Annotated in this window: 13 protein-coding genes; 1 reads left to right on the forward strand and 12 read right to left on the reverse strand. The window is 69.2% G+C overall.

Annotation, left to right across the window (positions count from 1 at the left end; all coding sequences use genetic code 11):
• Nucleotides 1-16: 16 nt before the first annotated feature.
• From FDK12_RS13150 to FDK12_RS13185, 8 genes are all read right to left on the reverse strand, one after another.
• On the reverse strand, nt 17-898 hold the full coding sequence (locus FDK12_RS13150) for a shikimate dehydrogenase (RefSeq protein WP_223263270.1): 882 nt from the start codon (nt 896-898) through the stop codon (nt 17-19).
• Nucleotides 899-2,131, reverse strand: coding sequence for an endolytic transglycosylase MltG (locus tag FDK12_RS13155; protein ID WP_137369977.1), 1,233 nt, complete (start codon nt 2,129-2,131; stop codon nt 899-901).
• A complete protein-coding gene (ruvX, locus tag FDK12_RS13160) occupies nt 2,128-2,742 on the reverse strand; it encodes a Holliday junction resolvase RuvX (protein WP_137369978.1) in 615 nt (204 codons plus the stop codon). The genes FDK12_RS13155 and ruvX overlap by 4 nt, the downstream gene beginning before the upstream one ends.
• An 8-nt stretch (nt 2,743-2,750) precedes the next feature.
• Complete coding sequence (alaS, locus tag FDK12_RS13165) at nt 2,751-5,429, reverse strand: alanine--tRNA ligase (RefSeq protein ID WP_137369979.1); 2,679 nt, start codon at nt 5,427-5,429, stop codon at nt 2,751-2,753.
• A gap of 240 nt (nt 5,430-5,669) precedes the next feature.
• Nucleotides 5,670-5,945: a hypothetical protein gene (locus FDK12_RS13170; protein ID WP_223263271.1), complete on the reverse strand. Its 276-nt coding sequence runs from the start codon at nt 5,943-5,945 to the stop codon at nt 5,670-5,672.
• A 20-nt stretch (nt 5,946-5,965) separates the two neighbouring features.
• Nucleotides 5,966-6,340: a DUF948 domain-containing protein gene (locus FDK12_RS13175; protein WP_104118881.1), complete on the reverse strand. Its 375-nt coding sequence runs from the start codon at nt 6,338-6,340 to the stop codon at nt 5,966-5,968.
• A 158-nt stretch (nt 6,341-6,498) separates the two neighbouring features.
• Nucleotides 6,499-7,125: a 30S ribosomal protein S4 gene (gene rpsD, locus FDK12_RS13180; RefSeq protein WP_137369980.1), complete on the reverse strand. Its 627-nt coding sequence runs from the start codon at nt 7,123-7,125 to the stop codon at nt 6,499-6,501.
• A gap of 395 nt (nt 7,126-7,520) precedes the next feature.
• Nucleotides 7,521-9,041 (reverse strand): replication-associated recombination protein A, encoded by a 1,521-nt coding sequence (locus FDK12_RS13185; protein ID WP_137369981.1) that lies wholly within the window; start codon nt 9,039-9,041, stop codon nt 7,521-7,523.
• Nucleotides 9,042-9,145: 104 nt separating this feature from the next.
• Between FDK12_RS13185 and FDK12_RS13190 the strand changes: the two genes are divergently transcribed.
• The gene (locus FDK12_RS13190) at nt 9,146-9,820 is read left to right on the forward strand and encodes an acVLRF1 family peptidyl-tRNA hydrolase (protein ID WP_137369982.1); all 675 of its coding nucleotides are present in this window, start codon (nt 9,146-9,148) and stop codon (nt 9,818-9,820) included.
• A gap of 22 nt (nt 9,821-9,842) precedes the next feature.
• Here FDK12_RS13190 and rpe read toward each other — a convergent pair whose 3' ends face one another.
• The 4 genes from rpe to def all read right to left on the reverse strand — a co-directional run bounded on the left by rpe (nt 9,843) and on the right by def (nt 13,723).
• Nucleotides 9,843-10,511, reverse strand: a complete 669-nt coding sequence (rpe, locus tag FDK12_RS13195; RefSeq protein WP_137369983.1) for a ribulose-phosphate 3-epimerase — start codon at nt 10,509-10,511, stop codon at nt 9,843-9,845.
• 61 nt (nt 10,512-10,572) lie between these two features.
• Complete coding sequence (locus FDK12_RS13200) at nt 10,573-12,159, reverse strand: RsmB/NOP family class I SAM-dependent RNA methyltransferase (protein WP_137369984.1); 1,587 nt, start codon at nt 12,157-12,159, stop codon at nt 10,573-10,575.
• Nucleotides 12,156-13,118, reverse strand: coding sequence for a methionyl-tRNA formyltransferase (fmt, locus tag FDK12_RS13205; RefSeq protein WP_137369985.1), 963 nt, complete (start codon nt 13,116-13,118; stop codon nt 12,156-12,158). The genes FDK12_RS13200 and fmt overlap by 4 nt, the downstream gene beginning before the upstream one ends.
• On the reverse strand, nt 13,115-13,723 hold the full coding sequence (gene def, locus FDK12_RS13210) for a peptide deformylase (RefSeq protein ID WP_223263272.1): 609 nt from the start codon (nt 13,721-13,723) through the stop codon (nt 13,115-13,117). The genes fmt and def overlap by 4 nt, the downstream gene beginning before the upstream one ends.
• Nucleotides 13,724-13,790: the final 67 nt, after the last annotated feature.

Consider the following 13,790-nt stretch of genomic DNA (forward strand, 5'->3'; position numbering starts at 1 on the left):
TGCGGCACCGCGGGCTTCAGCGCCGGGGCACACCCACTGCGTCACACATCACGTTTAACACGCCGGCAGGGTCCTGGGGCGTATCCGGGAAAAACAGTCGTACCTGTTCCACCGCCTGGTGGAGCAGCATGTCGAGCCCTGGCACGATGGTTCCTCCCGCACCGCTGAACGCCGCGGCGATGGCGCTCGGCCACGGATCGTACGCGACGTCGAGGAGCGTTCCCTGCGTCCGGAACCCTGAGTCGACGAGCTCGCCGGCCAGAGGGTCCGCCGCGCGCGGCGGCAGCGTCGAGATCACCACGTCGGCGGACTGCACCGCCGCACCGGCGCTGCGCCATTCGACCAGGTCGACGTCCAGGCCGAGCTCCGCACCGATCCGGCCGAGGCCTGCAGATGCTTCGAGACGACGAACCACGACGCGTGCGGAGGACGCTCCGAGGCGAGCGAGCCCTGCGATGGCTGCAGCGGCAGTTCCACCACCACCGAGCACCACTGCGCGTTCCGCCGTGTCCACGCCGGCGCCGATCAGCGCGTTGGCGACGCCGACGACGTCGGTGTTGTGACCGGTGAGGACGCAGCCGCCGCCGTCGTCCTCCACGACCACGGTATTGACGACGCCGAGCACCTGCGAAAGGTGATCGGAGTGGTCGACGAGACGCGCCACGGCCGACTTCAGGGGCATGGTCACCGACAGGCCCCGCCAGTGCGGTGACGACCGGACATCACGGACGAAGGCGTCCAGGGATTCCTCGTCGACCTCGATCGCGCTGTAGGAGCAGTCGACGTCCAGCAGCCGGTATGCGGCCGCGTGCAGCAACGGCGACTTCGAGTGGCTGATTGGTGAGCCGATCACGGCGGCCCGGAACACCCGGGCCGCCGTCGGATCCGGCGAGGGCACCTACTCGCACCGTCCGGGATTGTCCGCGCACCAGGCGTCGTACTCGGCCACGTAGCGCAGGTGCTCCGCGTAGGTCTCGGAGAACTTGGTCTCGGCGGTGTCGAGGTTGACGGTCACCCAGAAGTAGAACGGCACGTCCGCCGGATTGACCGTCGCGTCGATCGCCTCGTCGCTGGGCGAACCGATGGGACCCTTGGGCAGGCCGGGATTGGCGAAGGTGTTGTACGGATTCGAGGTATCCGCCTTTTCCGCCTCGCTCAGCTGATACGTCCGCTTGCCGAGCCCGTAGGCCACGGTGGCGTCCGACTGCAGGAGACCGTTGGTCTCGGTGTTCCCCGGTGTGAGCCTGTTGTTGATCGCGCCGGCGACCGAGGCGTAATCCCCCTCGCCTGCTTCGGCCTGCACGATGCTCGCGATCGTCAGGATCTCGTACTGTCGGTTCGGATCGGTGACACCGTCCTCCAGCAGCCGGTCGGTGGTTGCCTTCACCATCTCGGAGATGATGTCCGTGGCGGTCGCCTCGACATCGAACCGGTACTCCCCCGGGTGCAGGTAGCCCTCGAGCGAGAGAGCCTGCGGCGGGAGGCCGAACTGCGTCGGCGCTGCGGACAGCGCATCGAACTCTGCCCGAGGTATGCCGGTCGATCTGCTGAGGATGTCGAAGACCTCACCCTGCCGGAGGTCGCGGGCGACGGCGGCGTAGGAGACCAGCGAGGGATCCTCTCCCAGGAGGGACTCGGCCGCTTGCGCGGCGGACATCTGGAGGCGCATCTCGTACTCGCCCGGCTGGACCTCACGGCCCTCGGAGATGGCGGCCAGCGCCGTGACGAACGTACCGGAGTCCGCGACGATGTCCGCGTCCTCGAGCCCGTTACCGATGGCGAGGGGACCTGCGCCCTCCGGCACCGTGAAGACGGTCTCGTCCCCTCCCGGCCCCGCGTAGTCGGTGACGTCGTTCAGGCCCAGGAGGTCGCGCAGCATGAGCGCCACGCCGAACACCGTTCCGGCGAACAGGAGGAGGACGACCAGCATGACGACGGTACGGCGGAGACGCCTTCGTCGCTTGGCCTTCGACGGCTGCCGACGCCGGCGGCGACGAGGAACGTCCTGCGCCACGAAGAACTCCTCGACCGGCTCGGGATGGTCATAGCCCTCATCCTCGTAGTGAGCGTCGACGGCACGCTGCTCTTCGGAGTCATAGGGGTCTGCGGAATGACGGACGCGGTTGCTCACGACTCCGCTCCCCTTCTGCTCGACGAACTGTCCTTGATAACTGGCTCCTCTGTAGGGGTCAGCAGCGGGCCTTGATCACCCTCTGCCTCGCGCACAGGAACCGGATCCCCCACGTCCCGTCCACGTGAACGTTGCATGTCGATGGCGTGCTGGAGTATTTCAACGGCGGCCACCTGATCCACTACCTTACGATGGTCCCGGCTACTCAGACCAGCGGAATGCAGGGAACGGTGAGCCGACACCGTACTCAGCCGCTCGTCGACCAGCCGTAGGGACAACGTCAGACCCTGGCGATGAAGTTCCCCGGCGATCAGTCCGGCATAGCTTCTCGCCATCTCCGCCGAGGCTCCTTCCCTCCCGCTGAGCTGCTTGGGCAGCCCCACGATGATCTGCACCGCGCCGCGCTCGACCGCTTCCCGGATCAGGATCCTGATGTCGCTGTTCTTCTTCGCGTCACGCTTGAGCGTCCGGATCGGCGTGGCGAGCAGGCCGTCCCGGTCGCTGCCGGCAAGGCCCACCCTGACCTGCCCGACGTCGACACCGAGCTTCGGTCCGAGGGGGTACGGTGTACCGCCCGGCACGCCGGGCGTCACCGTGTCATCGCCCGGCATGGCAGTCGTCAGCGTTCCGCTACAGCGGTGCGGATGGCGGACAGGGCTTCGGGGATGCGCGTGGCATCCGAACCGCCGCCCTGCGCGACGTCGTCCTTGCCGCCGCCGCCGCCGCCGAGGATCTTCGCTGCGGTGCGCACGAGCGCACCGGCCTTCACTCCGGCGGCCCGGGCGGCCTCATTGGTGGCCACCAGCACGAGCGGGCGGTTCTGCGAGACACCGGTCGCTGCGACGACGGCCGCCTCCGACCCGAGACGTCCCCGCAGGTCCAGTACCAGCGTCCGCAGGTCGTCCGCACCGTCGATCTCCCCGGCGTGGTGCGCGATGAGACGGACGCCGTCGACATCCACCGCCGTTTCCACGAGGGAACCAGCGGCGACGGCGAGCTGTTCCTTGCGCAGCCGGTCGAGCTCCTTCTCTGCCGCCTTGAGCTTGTTGAGCGTTGCCGAGAGGCGTTCGGGCAGCTGCGCCGAGGGCACTTTCAGCATGTCCGAGAGCTCGGACACGAGGGCGCGCTCGGCCGCGAGGTGCCGGAAGGCGTCCAGGCCCACGAGGGCCTCCACGCGCCTGTTGCCGGAGCCGACCGACTGCTCGCCGAGGAGCGTCAGGCTGCCGATGAGCGAGGTCGACGCTACGTGCGTGCCGCCGCACAGCTCGCGGGAGAAGTCCGCGTTCATCTCGACCACACGGACCGTGTCCCCGTACGCCTCGCCGAAGAGCGCTGTCGCACCGAGGGCCTTCGCGTCGGCGAGGGACATGATCTTCGTCTCGACCTCGTAGTTGTTGCGGATCGCGATGTTGGAGACTTCCTCGATCTCCGAGCGCGCCGCAGCGCTGATGCCCTCGCCCCAGGAGAAATCGAAGCGCAGGTAGCCTGCCTTGTTGAACGATCCACGCTGGAGCGCCTCCGGACCGAGGATCTCGTGAAGTGCCGCGTGGATGATGTGCGTCCCCGAGTGTGCCTGCTCCCCTGCGTGGCGGCGCTGGCGGTCGACGGCGGCGGTGACCGTCGCGCCCTGAGCCACCTCGCCCTCGCGGACGACGGCGCGGTGCACGCTGAGACCCTTGACCGGACGCTGGACGTCCAGGACCTCGACGACGAACCCGTCCCCGGTGATCAGGCCTACGTCGGCAGCCTGGCCGCCGGCTTCGGCGTAGAACGGCGTCTGGTCCAGGACCAGTTCGATCTCGTCGCCCTGAAGGGCGCTGGTGATCGACTGCCCCTTGTCGAGGACGGCGAGGACGGTCGCCTCGGAGATGAGCTCGTCGTACCCGGTGAACACGGTCTGGCCGCGTCCGAGCAGCTCGTTGAACACGGACAGGTCGGCGTGTCCGGCCTTCTTGCCGCGGGCATCGGCCTGCGCACGCTGGCGCTGCTCGAGCATGAGGGAACGGAAGCCGTCGGCGTCCACTGCGAGACCGGCCTCCTCCGCCATCTCGAGGGTCAGGTCGATGGGGAATCCGTAGGTGTCGTGCAGCGTGAAAGCGTCCTGGCCGGACAGCGGGCGCTGCTCGGCGAGGGATTCGCGGACCGCTTCCTCGAGCCGGGCGGTACCCGAGGCGATCGTGCGAAGGAACGCCTTCTCCTCGGCGTACGCTATGCGGCTGATGCGTTCGAAGTCCGTCTCGACCTCCGGGTACACACCCTTCATGGCGTCCCGCGATGCGGGCAGGAGGTCGGGGAGGCAGGCCTTCTCGACGCCGAGGAGCCGCATGGCGCGTACGGCACGACGGATGAGGCGTCGCAGCACGTAGCCTCGGCCCTCGTTCGAAGGGGTCACGCCGTCGGCGATCAGCATGAGCGAGGAACGGATGTGGTCCGCGACGACGCGCATGCGGACGTCGTCCGTGTGGTGCGGGTCCTCTGGGGACTCTGCGCTCGTGTAGGTCCTGCCGCTCAGCGCGGCGGCCCTGTCGAGCACCGGGCGGACCTGGTCCGTCTCGTACATGTTCTCGACGCCCTGCAGGATCATGGCGAGGCGCTCGAGGCCGAGGCCCGTGTCGATGTTCTTCTTGGGCAGTTCGCCGAGGATCTCGAAGTCGTCCTTGCCTGTGCCCTCACCACGCTGGTACTGCATGAAGACGAGGTTCCAGATCTCCACGTAGCGGCTGTCGTCCGCCTCGGGCCCGCCGTCGACGCCGTACTCGGGCCCGCGGTCGTAGAAGATCTCCGAGCAGGGACCGGCCGGTCCCGGCTGTCCGGTCGACCAGTAGTTGTCCTTCTTGCCCATCTTCTGGATGCGATCGGCAGGGACACCGATGCTGTCGCGCCAGATCTGCAGTGCTTCCTCGTCCTCGTGGTAGACGGTGATCCACAGCTTCTCGGCCGGCAACCCGAAGCCGCCGTCGGCGACGTCGCTCGTCAGGAGCGTCCAGGCGAGGCGGATCGCGTCGGCCTTGAAATAGTCGCCGAAGGAGAAGTTGCCGCACATCTGGAAGAACGTGCCATGGCGTGCGGTCTTGCCGACTTCCTCGATGTCACCCGTGCGGATGCACTTCTGCACGCTCGTGGCCCGGCTGTAGGGTGCGACCTCCCGTGCCGTGAGGTAAGGGATGAAGGGAACCATGCCTGCCACCGTGAACAGGAGCGAGGGGTCGGAGGATATCAGCGACGCCGAGGGCACGACGGTGTGCCCGTTCTTCTCGAAGTAGCTCAGCCAGCGGCTGGCGATCTCATGGGACTTCATGGGGCAATCCTTCTAGGAGGTCGGGACGCGGGAGCCGGATCCGGGAAGGATCCGCACCGGGTCCTCGGGTGGGACTCGGCACGAGGCGTCGACGGGGTGGTGCGTGCGGAACAGGACACCGCTGTCCGCACCGGTCGTCACGTCCGGCACGTCGGCTGGATGCGACAGGGCCTGCCGTAGGACACGGACACGCTCATCCGTCGCCGGCAGGTACGACGGCGCTGCGCGACGTGGGAACGACTAGCGGCGTGCGCGGCGGGTGGCGGGAACCGCCTCGACGACAGCCTCCGCGTCCGTCGTCGGAGCCTCGACTCCGAGTGCGGCACGGAGATCGCCCTCACGTTCGGCCATCGCAGACCGCAGTGCATCGGCGAAGTCGCTGATGCTGTCACTGATTTGCCCGACGGCGCGATTCAGGCCCTCGGGTCCGAGGTTCGATTTCGCCTGCGACACCTTGCGCACGGCGACGACGCCGATCGTGATGCCGGCGGCTAGCCAGAAGGCTCTTCTGATCATCGTTATCTCCGGTTCTAGGGCTAGCGGCTGCGGCGTCGGCGGGCGGGGGACCTCCGGCCCGCAAGGGCCGAACGGACTCCATAGGAGAAGGCCGACACCTTGATGAGCGGAGATCCGATCGTGGCGGCCACCAGCGAGGACAGCGCGGAGATGTTGGCCGAGGCATCGGAGACGTTCGAGGTGATGCCGTCGACCGTCTTCAGCTGCTGGTGCGTGGTGGTCACGGTGCTCGTGACCTCCTCGATCAAGGGAGTCGTCTCGTCGGTGACGGTGCGGATCGCCTTCCGCAGCTCGTCGAAGACGCGGCCGAGCTTCCAGATCGGTACGGCCAGCAGCAACACCAGGACGGCGAACACGCCAGCAGCTATCAGGCCCGCAATATCTCCACCTGACATGGGCGGTCTCCTTTACGCAGGGATGTGCCGCCTTGGAAAGCGGCACGGGAATTCTTGCTCTTTGTACCTTACAGAACGAAGAGCCCGCGGCGGGTGCCGCGGGCTCTTCCTCCACGCTTGTCGCTCGGACCGCCGGAATTTCCCGGCGGTCAGGGTGACTAGCGTGCGTAGTACTCGACGACGAGCTGCTCTTCGCAGGTCACGGGGACCTCAGCGCGCTTCGGGCGACGCACGAGGCGCGCCTGGAGCTTGTCGAGCTGCACGTCCAGGTAACCGGGAACGGCGGGGAGGACGTCGCGGTGCGCACCTGCGGCAGCAACCTGCAGCGGGACCATGGTCTCGCTGCGGCTGTGGACGTGGATGAGCTGACCTTCGCCCACGCGGAACGACGGGCGGTCCACGCGGGAGCCGTCCACCATGATGTGGCGGTGCACGACGAGCTGGCGGGCCTGGGCGATCGTGCGCGCGAAGCCGGCACGCAGCACGAGGGCGTCGAGGCGCATCTCGAGCAGTTCGATCAGGTTCTCACCGGTCAGGCCCGAGGTGCGTCGGGCCTCTTCGAAGACACGGGTCATCTGTGCTTCGCGGATGCCGTACTGGGCGCGCAGGCGCTGCTTTTCACGCAGGCGTACGGCGTAGTCGCTGTCCTGCTTGCGACGCGCGCGGCCGTGCTGGCCCGGCGCGTACGGCCGACGCTCGAGGTACTTCTCTGCCTTGGGGGTCAGAGCGATGCCGAGGGCACGCGAAATGCGAACCTTACGGCGGGCACGTGTGTTGTTAGCCACGTCTACCTTTCGATGATTTTTGCGGCGAAGAAACGGACCTGCGCCACGGGGGCGTCCGCACTTCCTGGTGTCGCTGGCCTCCTCTTGCGGAGAGCCGGGATTGGCCGCTTCCCGGTACTACAGTTCGCCCCGACCCTGGCCACCACCCCGCACAGCACGGCAGTCATGCCGGGATGGGTGGGGAGGCAAGCTGGTACACGACGACTTGCCAGTCAGCGTCCAATGCTAGCAGTCGGCCGGACCGACAACCGAATCGCGGGGTGGATCCCACCGCCGACCGCCACGTACCCTCGGTGGCAACCGGGCTGGCGGTGCTCCCGGCGTCAGGGCCCTCGCCGATACTCCCGGTGCCGCGCCGTGCTGCCGGTACATCCCGCTGCGGCGCTGGGCGTCCTCTACCTGCCCCGGATGATGCGGCGCAGGCGGGACAGGCGGGACGCGATGTCCCGTTCCACTCCCCGATCCGTCGGCTCGTAGTAGTTCCGCCCCACGAGGTCGTCCGGTGCGTACTGCTGTACCGCGATCCCATGCGGCTCGTCGTGCGAGTAGACATAACCCTTGCCGTGCCCGAGCTGGGACGCACCGGGATAGTGGGCATCCCTCAGATGGGCCGGGATCCCCTGTCCCCGGCCCGCCCGCACGTCCGCGATCGCGGCGTTGATGCCTTTGTAGGCCGCATTCGACTTCGGCGCCGTCGCGATATGGACGACTGCTTCCGCGAGGATGATGCGCGCCTCCGGCATGCCCACGAGCTGCACCGCCTGCGCCGCGGCGACGGCGGTCTGGAGTGCCGTCGGATCCGCCATCCCGACGTCCTCGGAAGCGGAGATCATCAGCCGCCGCGCGATGAAACGCGGATCCTCGCCCGCCTCCAGCATCCGCGCGACGTAGTAGAGCGCGGCATCGACGTCCGAGCCGCGGAGCGACTTGATGAAGGCACTCGCGACGTCGTAGTGCTGGTCACCCGCGCGGTCGTACCGCAGCGCGGCGACATCCACCGCCTTCTCGGCGTGCTCGAGGGTGACGACGACGGGCGGCCTACCCGGACGTTCCTCGTTCCGGCCGCTCCCGACGGCGCCATCGCCATCCTCATCGTCGTAGCCGTTCTCATCGTGGTCCTCGTCGCCACTGCCACCGTCCGCAGGATCATGCCGCACGGCCTGGGAATCCTCTGCCGACTGCGCGACGCCGGCAGCCGCTTCCAGCGCCGTCAGTCCCCGCCGCGCATCGCCCGCCGCGAGTCGGACGAGGTGTTCCAGCGCCTCCTCGGACACAGCCACCGTGCCCGCCAACCCGCGTTCGTCGTCGACCGCGCGCTGCAGGAGGCCCCTGATGTCCGCCTCGTCCAGTGGCCGGAGTGTCTGCAGGAGTGACCTGGAGAGGAGCGGCGACACCACCGAGAACGAGGGGTTCTCGGTGGTGGCCGCGATGAGCACCACCCAGCCGTTCTCCACGCCGGGCAGCAGGGCATCCTGCTGCGCTTTGTTGAAGCGGTGGATCTCGTCGAGGAACAGCACCGTGGTCTGGCGGTACAGATCACGCGAGGTCAGGGCGTCGTCCATGACCCGCCGCACGTCCTTGACGCCCGCGGTGATGGCCGACAGCTCGACGAACTTGCGGCCCTGCCCACGGGCGATCACGTGCGCGAGGGTCGTCTTGCCGGTGCCGGGAGGACCCCAGAGGATCACGGACGACGGCGCGGCGTGCGCACCCGGATCGTGCTCGCCAGCGAGCGTCCGCAGGGGCGATCCCCGGCCGAGGAGGTGCTGCTGCCCGACCACCTCGTCCAGGCTGCGCGGCCGCATACGCACAGCCAGCGGACTGCGCGGGCGGACGGACCCAGGCGCCCGGACGCCACCGTCCGGCAGGTCATCCGGCGTGTCCTCGTCCGCCCCGACGCTGAATAGATCATTCACACCGTCAACGTTACTGTGGGCCACTGACGCCTCCGGCCCTTCCGGGCCGCCCGCTTCCAGCGCCGATGCCCCCCCCCCCCCCCAGATACACGAGAAGGACTCCCATGCCCTCGACCAGGTCCGTTCTCGTCGAAGCGCAGCGCCTCGACGGGTGGCTGGCGCGGTTCGCCGACCGCAACGGCTCCTACACCGTGCACCCGGCGGCAGACCGGACCGATGGCTCCCTGAGCGTGGTGGCCGAGAATGGCTGCCGGGCGCTCCTGGCTCCCCCCTTGCCTCAGCCCCGGCCGCCCGCGACAAGCGGAGCGGAAGCCGCTGCAGCGGACCTCGTCGCGGGGCTCACGTCGGCGATCGACGTCACTGCCGCCGTCGGGCTCCTACTGATCCGACGCGGCGGCTATTCCGTCGGCGTAGCACGAGCAGGGCAGATCCTGTCCTCGAAGACCGGCACACGCTACGTCCAGGGGAAAACCGCCGCCGGAGGCTGGTCGCAGCAGCGCTTCGCGCGTCGACGCGCCAACCAGGCCGATGCCCTGGTCGAGGAGACAGCGGCGAGGGCCGCCGCGCTCTACGGCGTCGACAGGCCGTCCTGCCTGCAGCTCGGGGGCGACAGGGCGCTGGCGTCGGCCGTGCTCGACGAGCGGATCCTCGCGCCCTACGCGGCGCTCCCGCAGGTTCCTTTCCTGACGGTTCCCGACCCGCGATTCGCCGTCCTGAAGGAGGCAGCGCGCACCGCTCTGTCCGTGCGGATCACGGTCACCGACGCACCGGAGGACTGAGGGCGACAGGAGCGCCGGAAGCTCAGGCTCCGGCGCCGCGGGTCCCGGCGGTGCGGAGGGCCGCGACGGCGGCGGCGGCGTCGTCCGCGCCGTACACGGACGACCCCGCCACGAAGACCGTCGCCCCCGCGTCCGCCGCGCGCAGGATGGTCTCCTCGGTGATGCCGCCGTCGACCTGGATCACCAGGGGCAGGTTTGCATCACGGACAGCGGCAGCGGCCCGGCGGATTTTCGGCAGGGTCAGGTCGAGGAACGCCTGACCGCCGAAACCGGGTTCGACGGTCATCACCAGCAGCATGTCGAGCTCGCCGAGCAGATCGAGGTAGGGCTCCACGGGCGTCGCCGGCCGCAGCGCCATCGCGGCCTTCGAGCCGGCGTCGCGCAACTCCCGGGCGAGCTTTACCGGAGCCGACGACGCCTCCGCGTGGAACGTCACCGACGCGGCTCCGGCCTCTGCGTACTGGGGCGCCCAGCGATCGGCGTCCTCGATCATCAGGTGCACGTCGAGCGGGATCGGACTGACCTGCTGGATGCGCCTGACGACCGGAAGCCCGAGGGTCAGGTTCGGCACGAAGTGGTTGTCCATCACATCCACGTGCACGGCGTCGGCCGACGCGATGCGCTGCAGTTCCGCCTCGAGATTCACGAAATCCGCCGAGAGGATGCTGGGGTTGATGCGCAGGTGCGTCATGGCCGTTTCCTTTCCAGGCTGTGCTCGTTCCGGGGGTGGGTCAACCTCGCCTCGCATGGCCTCACGGCGTCTTCCTGATCAATGCGAGGTACATGGCATCCGTGCCGTGGACGTGCGGCCAGAGCTGGGCACTCGTGCCGTGGCCGGCACCGAGCGCTCCACCGATACTCACGGCGTCCAGGGCGGCTCCTGCATCGAGCCGCTCGAATCCCGACCGCTTCCGCAGGCAGTCGTCGACGACGGCTTCCGTCTCGGCGTGGTGGGGCGAGCAGGTCACATAGGCGACGACACCCCCCGGGGCGACGGCGCCCAGCGCGGACGCCAGGAGTTCCCGCTGCAGCGGTGCCAGCGACACGAGGTCGGCGGGCTGGCGACGCCAGCGGGACTCGGGGCGGCGCCGAAGAGCACCGAGCCCGGTGCACGGCGCGTCGACGAGCACGCGGTCATAGCGGTCCGGCTGCTCCCGTCCGAGATCGCGTCCATCGCCCACGCGTACGGTCCAGGAGTCCTCCGGCAGCGGGCGTAGCGCCTGCCGGACGAGTTGTGCGCGGTGCCGCACCGGCTCGTTCGCCGTCAGGTGCACACCCGTGTCCTGACCGATGGCCGCGAGCAGAGCGGTCTTACCGCCGGGGCCCGCGCACAGATCGAGCCACCGCTCCGTGGTGCCCGTCCGTGCGTCACCGAGGTCAAGAGCGGCCAGGGCGCGCGCAACGAGCTGCGATCCCGAGTCCTGCACCCTGATGGTGCCCGTCGAGACGCCGGGCAGCCGGCTCACATCACCTCCGGAGTAGTAGGCGGAGCCTGGTGCGAGGCGGCCTGGCTCGGCTCCTTCCTCGAGGACTCCCTCGAGCGAACCGAGCCCCGGCAGCGCCACGAGGTGCACGACGGGCGCGGAATTGTCCGCCGCCAGCAGTGCATCGATCTCGGAGACGTCACGGCCGTGGGCCACGAGCGACTGGCGCATCGCTCGGACGATCCATTCGGGATGGCTGTACGTCAGGGCGGCGATCGCGGTGGCGTCAGTCAGTCCGGCGACGAGCTCACTGACCCAGCCGTCCAGGTCGCGGGCTGTTACTTTCCGGAGCACGGCATTGACCAGCGACGACGGTCCGGCGCCGATGACGGCGCGCACCAGCCCGACGGTCTGGTCCAGCGCGGCATGAGCCGGAACGCGCATCGCCAGGAGTTGATGGACGCCGATGCGCAGGGCGTCGAGCACGGCGGGGTCGAGCTGATCGAGCGGTCGGTCGACGCAACGGGCGAGAACCGCGTCGTAGGTCCCCTGGCCCCGCAGCGCGCCGTAGGTCAGCTCCGTCGCAAACCCCGCATCCCTCCGGTCCAACCTGTGCTTGCGGATGCTCGCCGGGAGCACGAGGTTCGCGTAGGCGTCCTCGCCTGCGACGGCGCGCAGAACCTCGAACGCCACCAGTCGCGCGGGATCGGCGCGGCGCGTGCGCTGCGACGGCGCGGCCTGGGAGAACTGGCGGTCACCACCCCTGTTGCGCTCGCGCCCCTGCTCGTTGCGACGGCGGTTGCCGCCCTGACCCTTGCCCCCGCCACCCGGAGCGCCTCGTCCGCCGGTCCCACCGGCCCCGCCGAAACCGCCCCGGCCTCCGGCTCCCCTGCTGTTGCTTCCGGCTTCACTCACTCGAACACCAGCTCTCCGCGCGTCGCCGCGCCTCGCGCCCAGTCGAGGGCGTCCATCATCTTCTTGCCCGCGGGCTGAAGGGTTCCCAGCACGACAGGAACGGTACCCGTGCCGACACGCACCTCGCGAGCAACGATGTGGAGCACACCCGGCCGGAGCGTGTCCGCCCCGGTGCCGTGCGTGGCTGCTCCGCCCGCCTCGTCCTCTGCCTGCCTCACCGGCGTGACGGGACCGAGTTTCACCCGCTGTCCGTCGAGGGTGGTCCACGCGCCGGGTTCGGGGGTGACTGCATTGACCCGGCGGCGGACCGCGACGGCAGGCTGTGACCAGTCGACGCGGGCATCGTCGATGGTGAGTTTCGGTGCGAGGGTCGGTTCACCCGCCTGAGGGGTCGCGGTCACCCGCCCCGCCTCGATGCCGGACAGTGTCTGCACGAGCAGGACAGCGCCACTGTGGGACAAGCGCTCGAGGACTTCCCCGCTCGTTGCACCGGGTTCCAGCGATTCGGTCATGACGCCGAAGACAGGGCCGGTATCGAGGCCCTCCTCCAGGCGGAACGTCGTGGCACCCGTGATGTCGTCGCCGGCGAGGACCGCATGCTGCACCGGTGCCGCACCCCGCCACGCGGGGAGCACGGAGAAGTGCAGATTGATCCAGCCGTGCCTGGGCACGGCGAGTCCGGCCGCCGGCACGATGCCTCCATAGGCGACGATCGCCGCGGCGTCGAGGTCGAGGGTGCCGAGCTGCGCCAGGAGTTCAGGCGAGAAGCGGTTCGCCTTGAGGACCGGCAGCCCGAGTTCCTCCGCAGCCACTGCCACCGGGCTCGGCGTCAGCACCTTCCTGCGGCCCACCGGCGCGTCGACGCGCGTCAGCACAGCGACCACGTCGAAGCCCGCGCCGACGAGCGCCTTCAACGAGGGGACGGCGACCTCGGGCGTCCCGGCGAAGAGGATCCTCATCGCGTCCGACCGGACACACCGGTGATGCCGGTACTGCCGGCGGGTCCGCCACCGGAGATGAAGCTCGAGCCGAGCGATCGGGAGCGCTGCGCAGCGGTGCGGGACGTGACGCGGTTGTAGTCGGCGCTCCGGATGGCCTTCAGGGCACTCCTGCGGTCCTCGCCCTCGAGACGGTCGATGTACAGGGTGCCGCGCAGGTGGTCCGTCTCGTGTTGGAGGGCGCGCGCCAGCATTCCCGTTCCCTCGACCACGATCTCCCTGCCGGTAACATCCCGACCGGTGACGCGTGCCCAGTCGGTTCTGTCCACGTAGCTGCCGAGCCCCGGCACGGAGAGGCACCCCTCGACATCGGTCTCCCCTTGCGAGTCCCCGCCCGTCTCGAGGACCGGGTTGACGACGTGCCCCTCCATGCCGTCGACGCGGTAGGTGAATACCTGCAGTCCGACGCCTACCTGGGGGGCGGCGAGACCGGCGCCCTGCACGTCGATCATGGTCTCGGTCATGTCGCCGACAAGCCGGGCCAGGTCCGGCCCGAAGTCGGTGACCTCGGCTGCCGGTGTGCGGAGGATCGGGTCGCCGATCATGCGGATACTCAGGACGGCCATCGGTGCTCTGTTCCTCGCTTCGGTCGCGGCGCTCGCATCATTCATGTGCGGTTCGGACGGGGCTCCC

The organism is Arthrobacter sp. NamB2, from assembly GCF_005281365.1.
Taxonomy (GTDB): domain Bacteria; phylum Actinomycetota; class Actinomycetes; order Actinomycetales; family Micrococcaceae; genus Arthrobacter_D.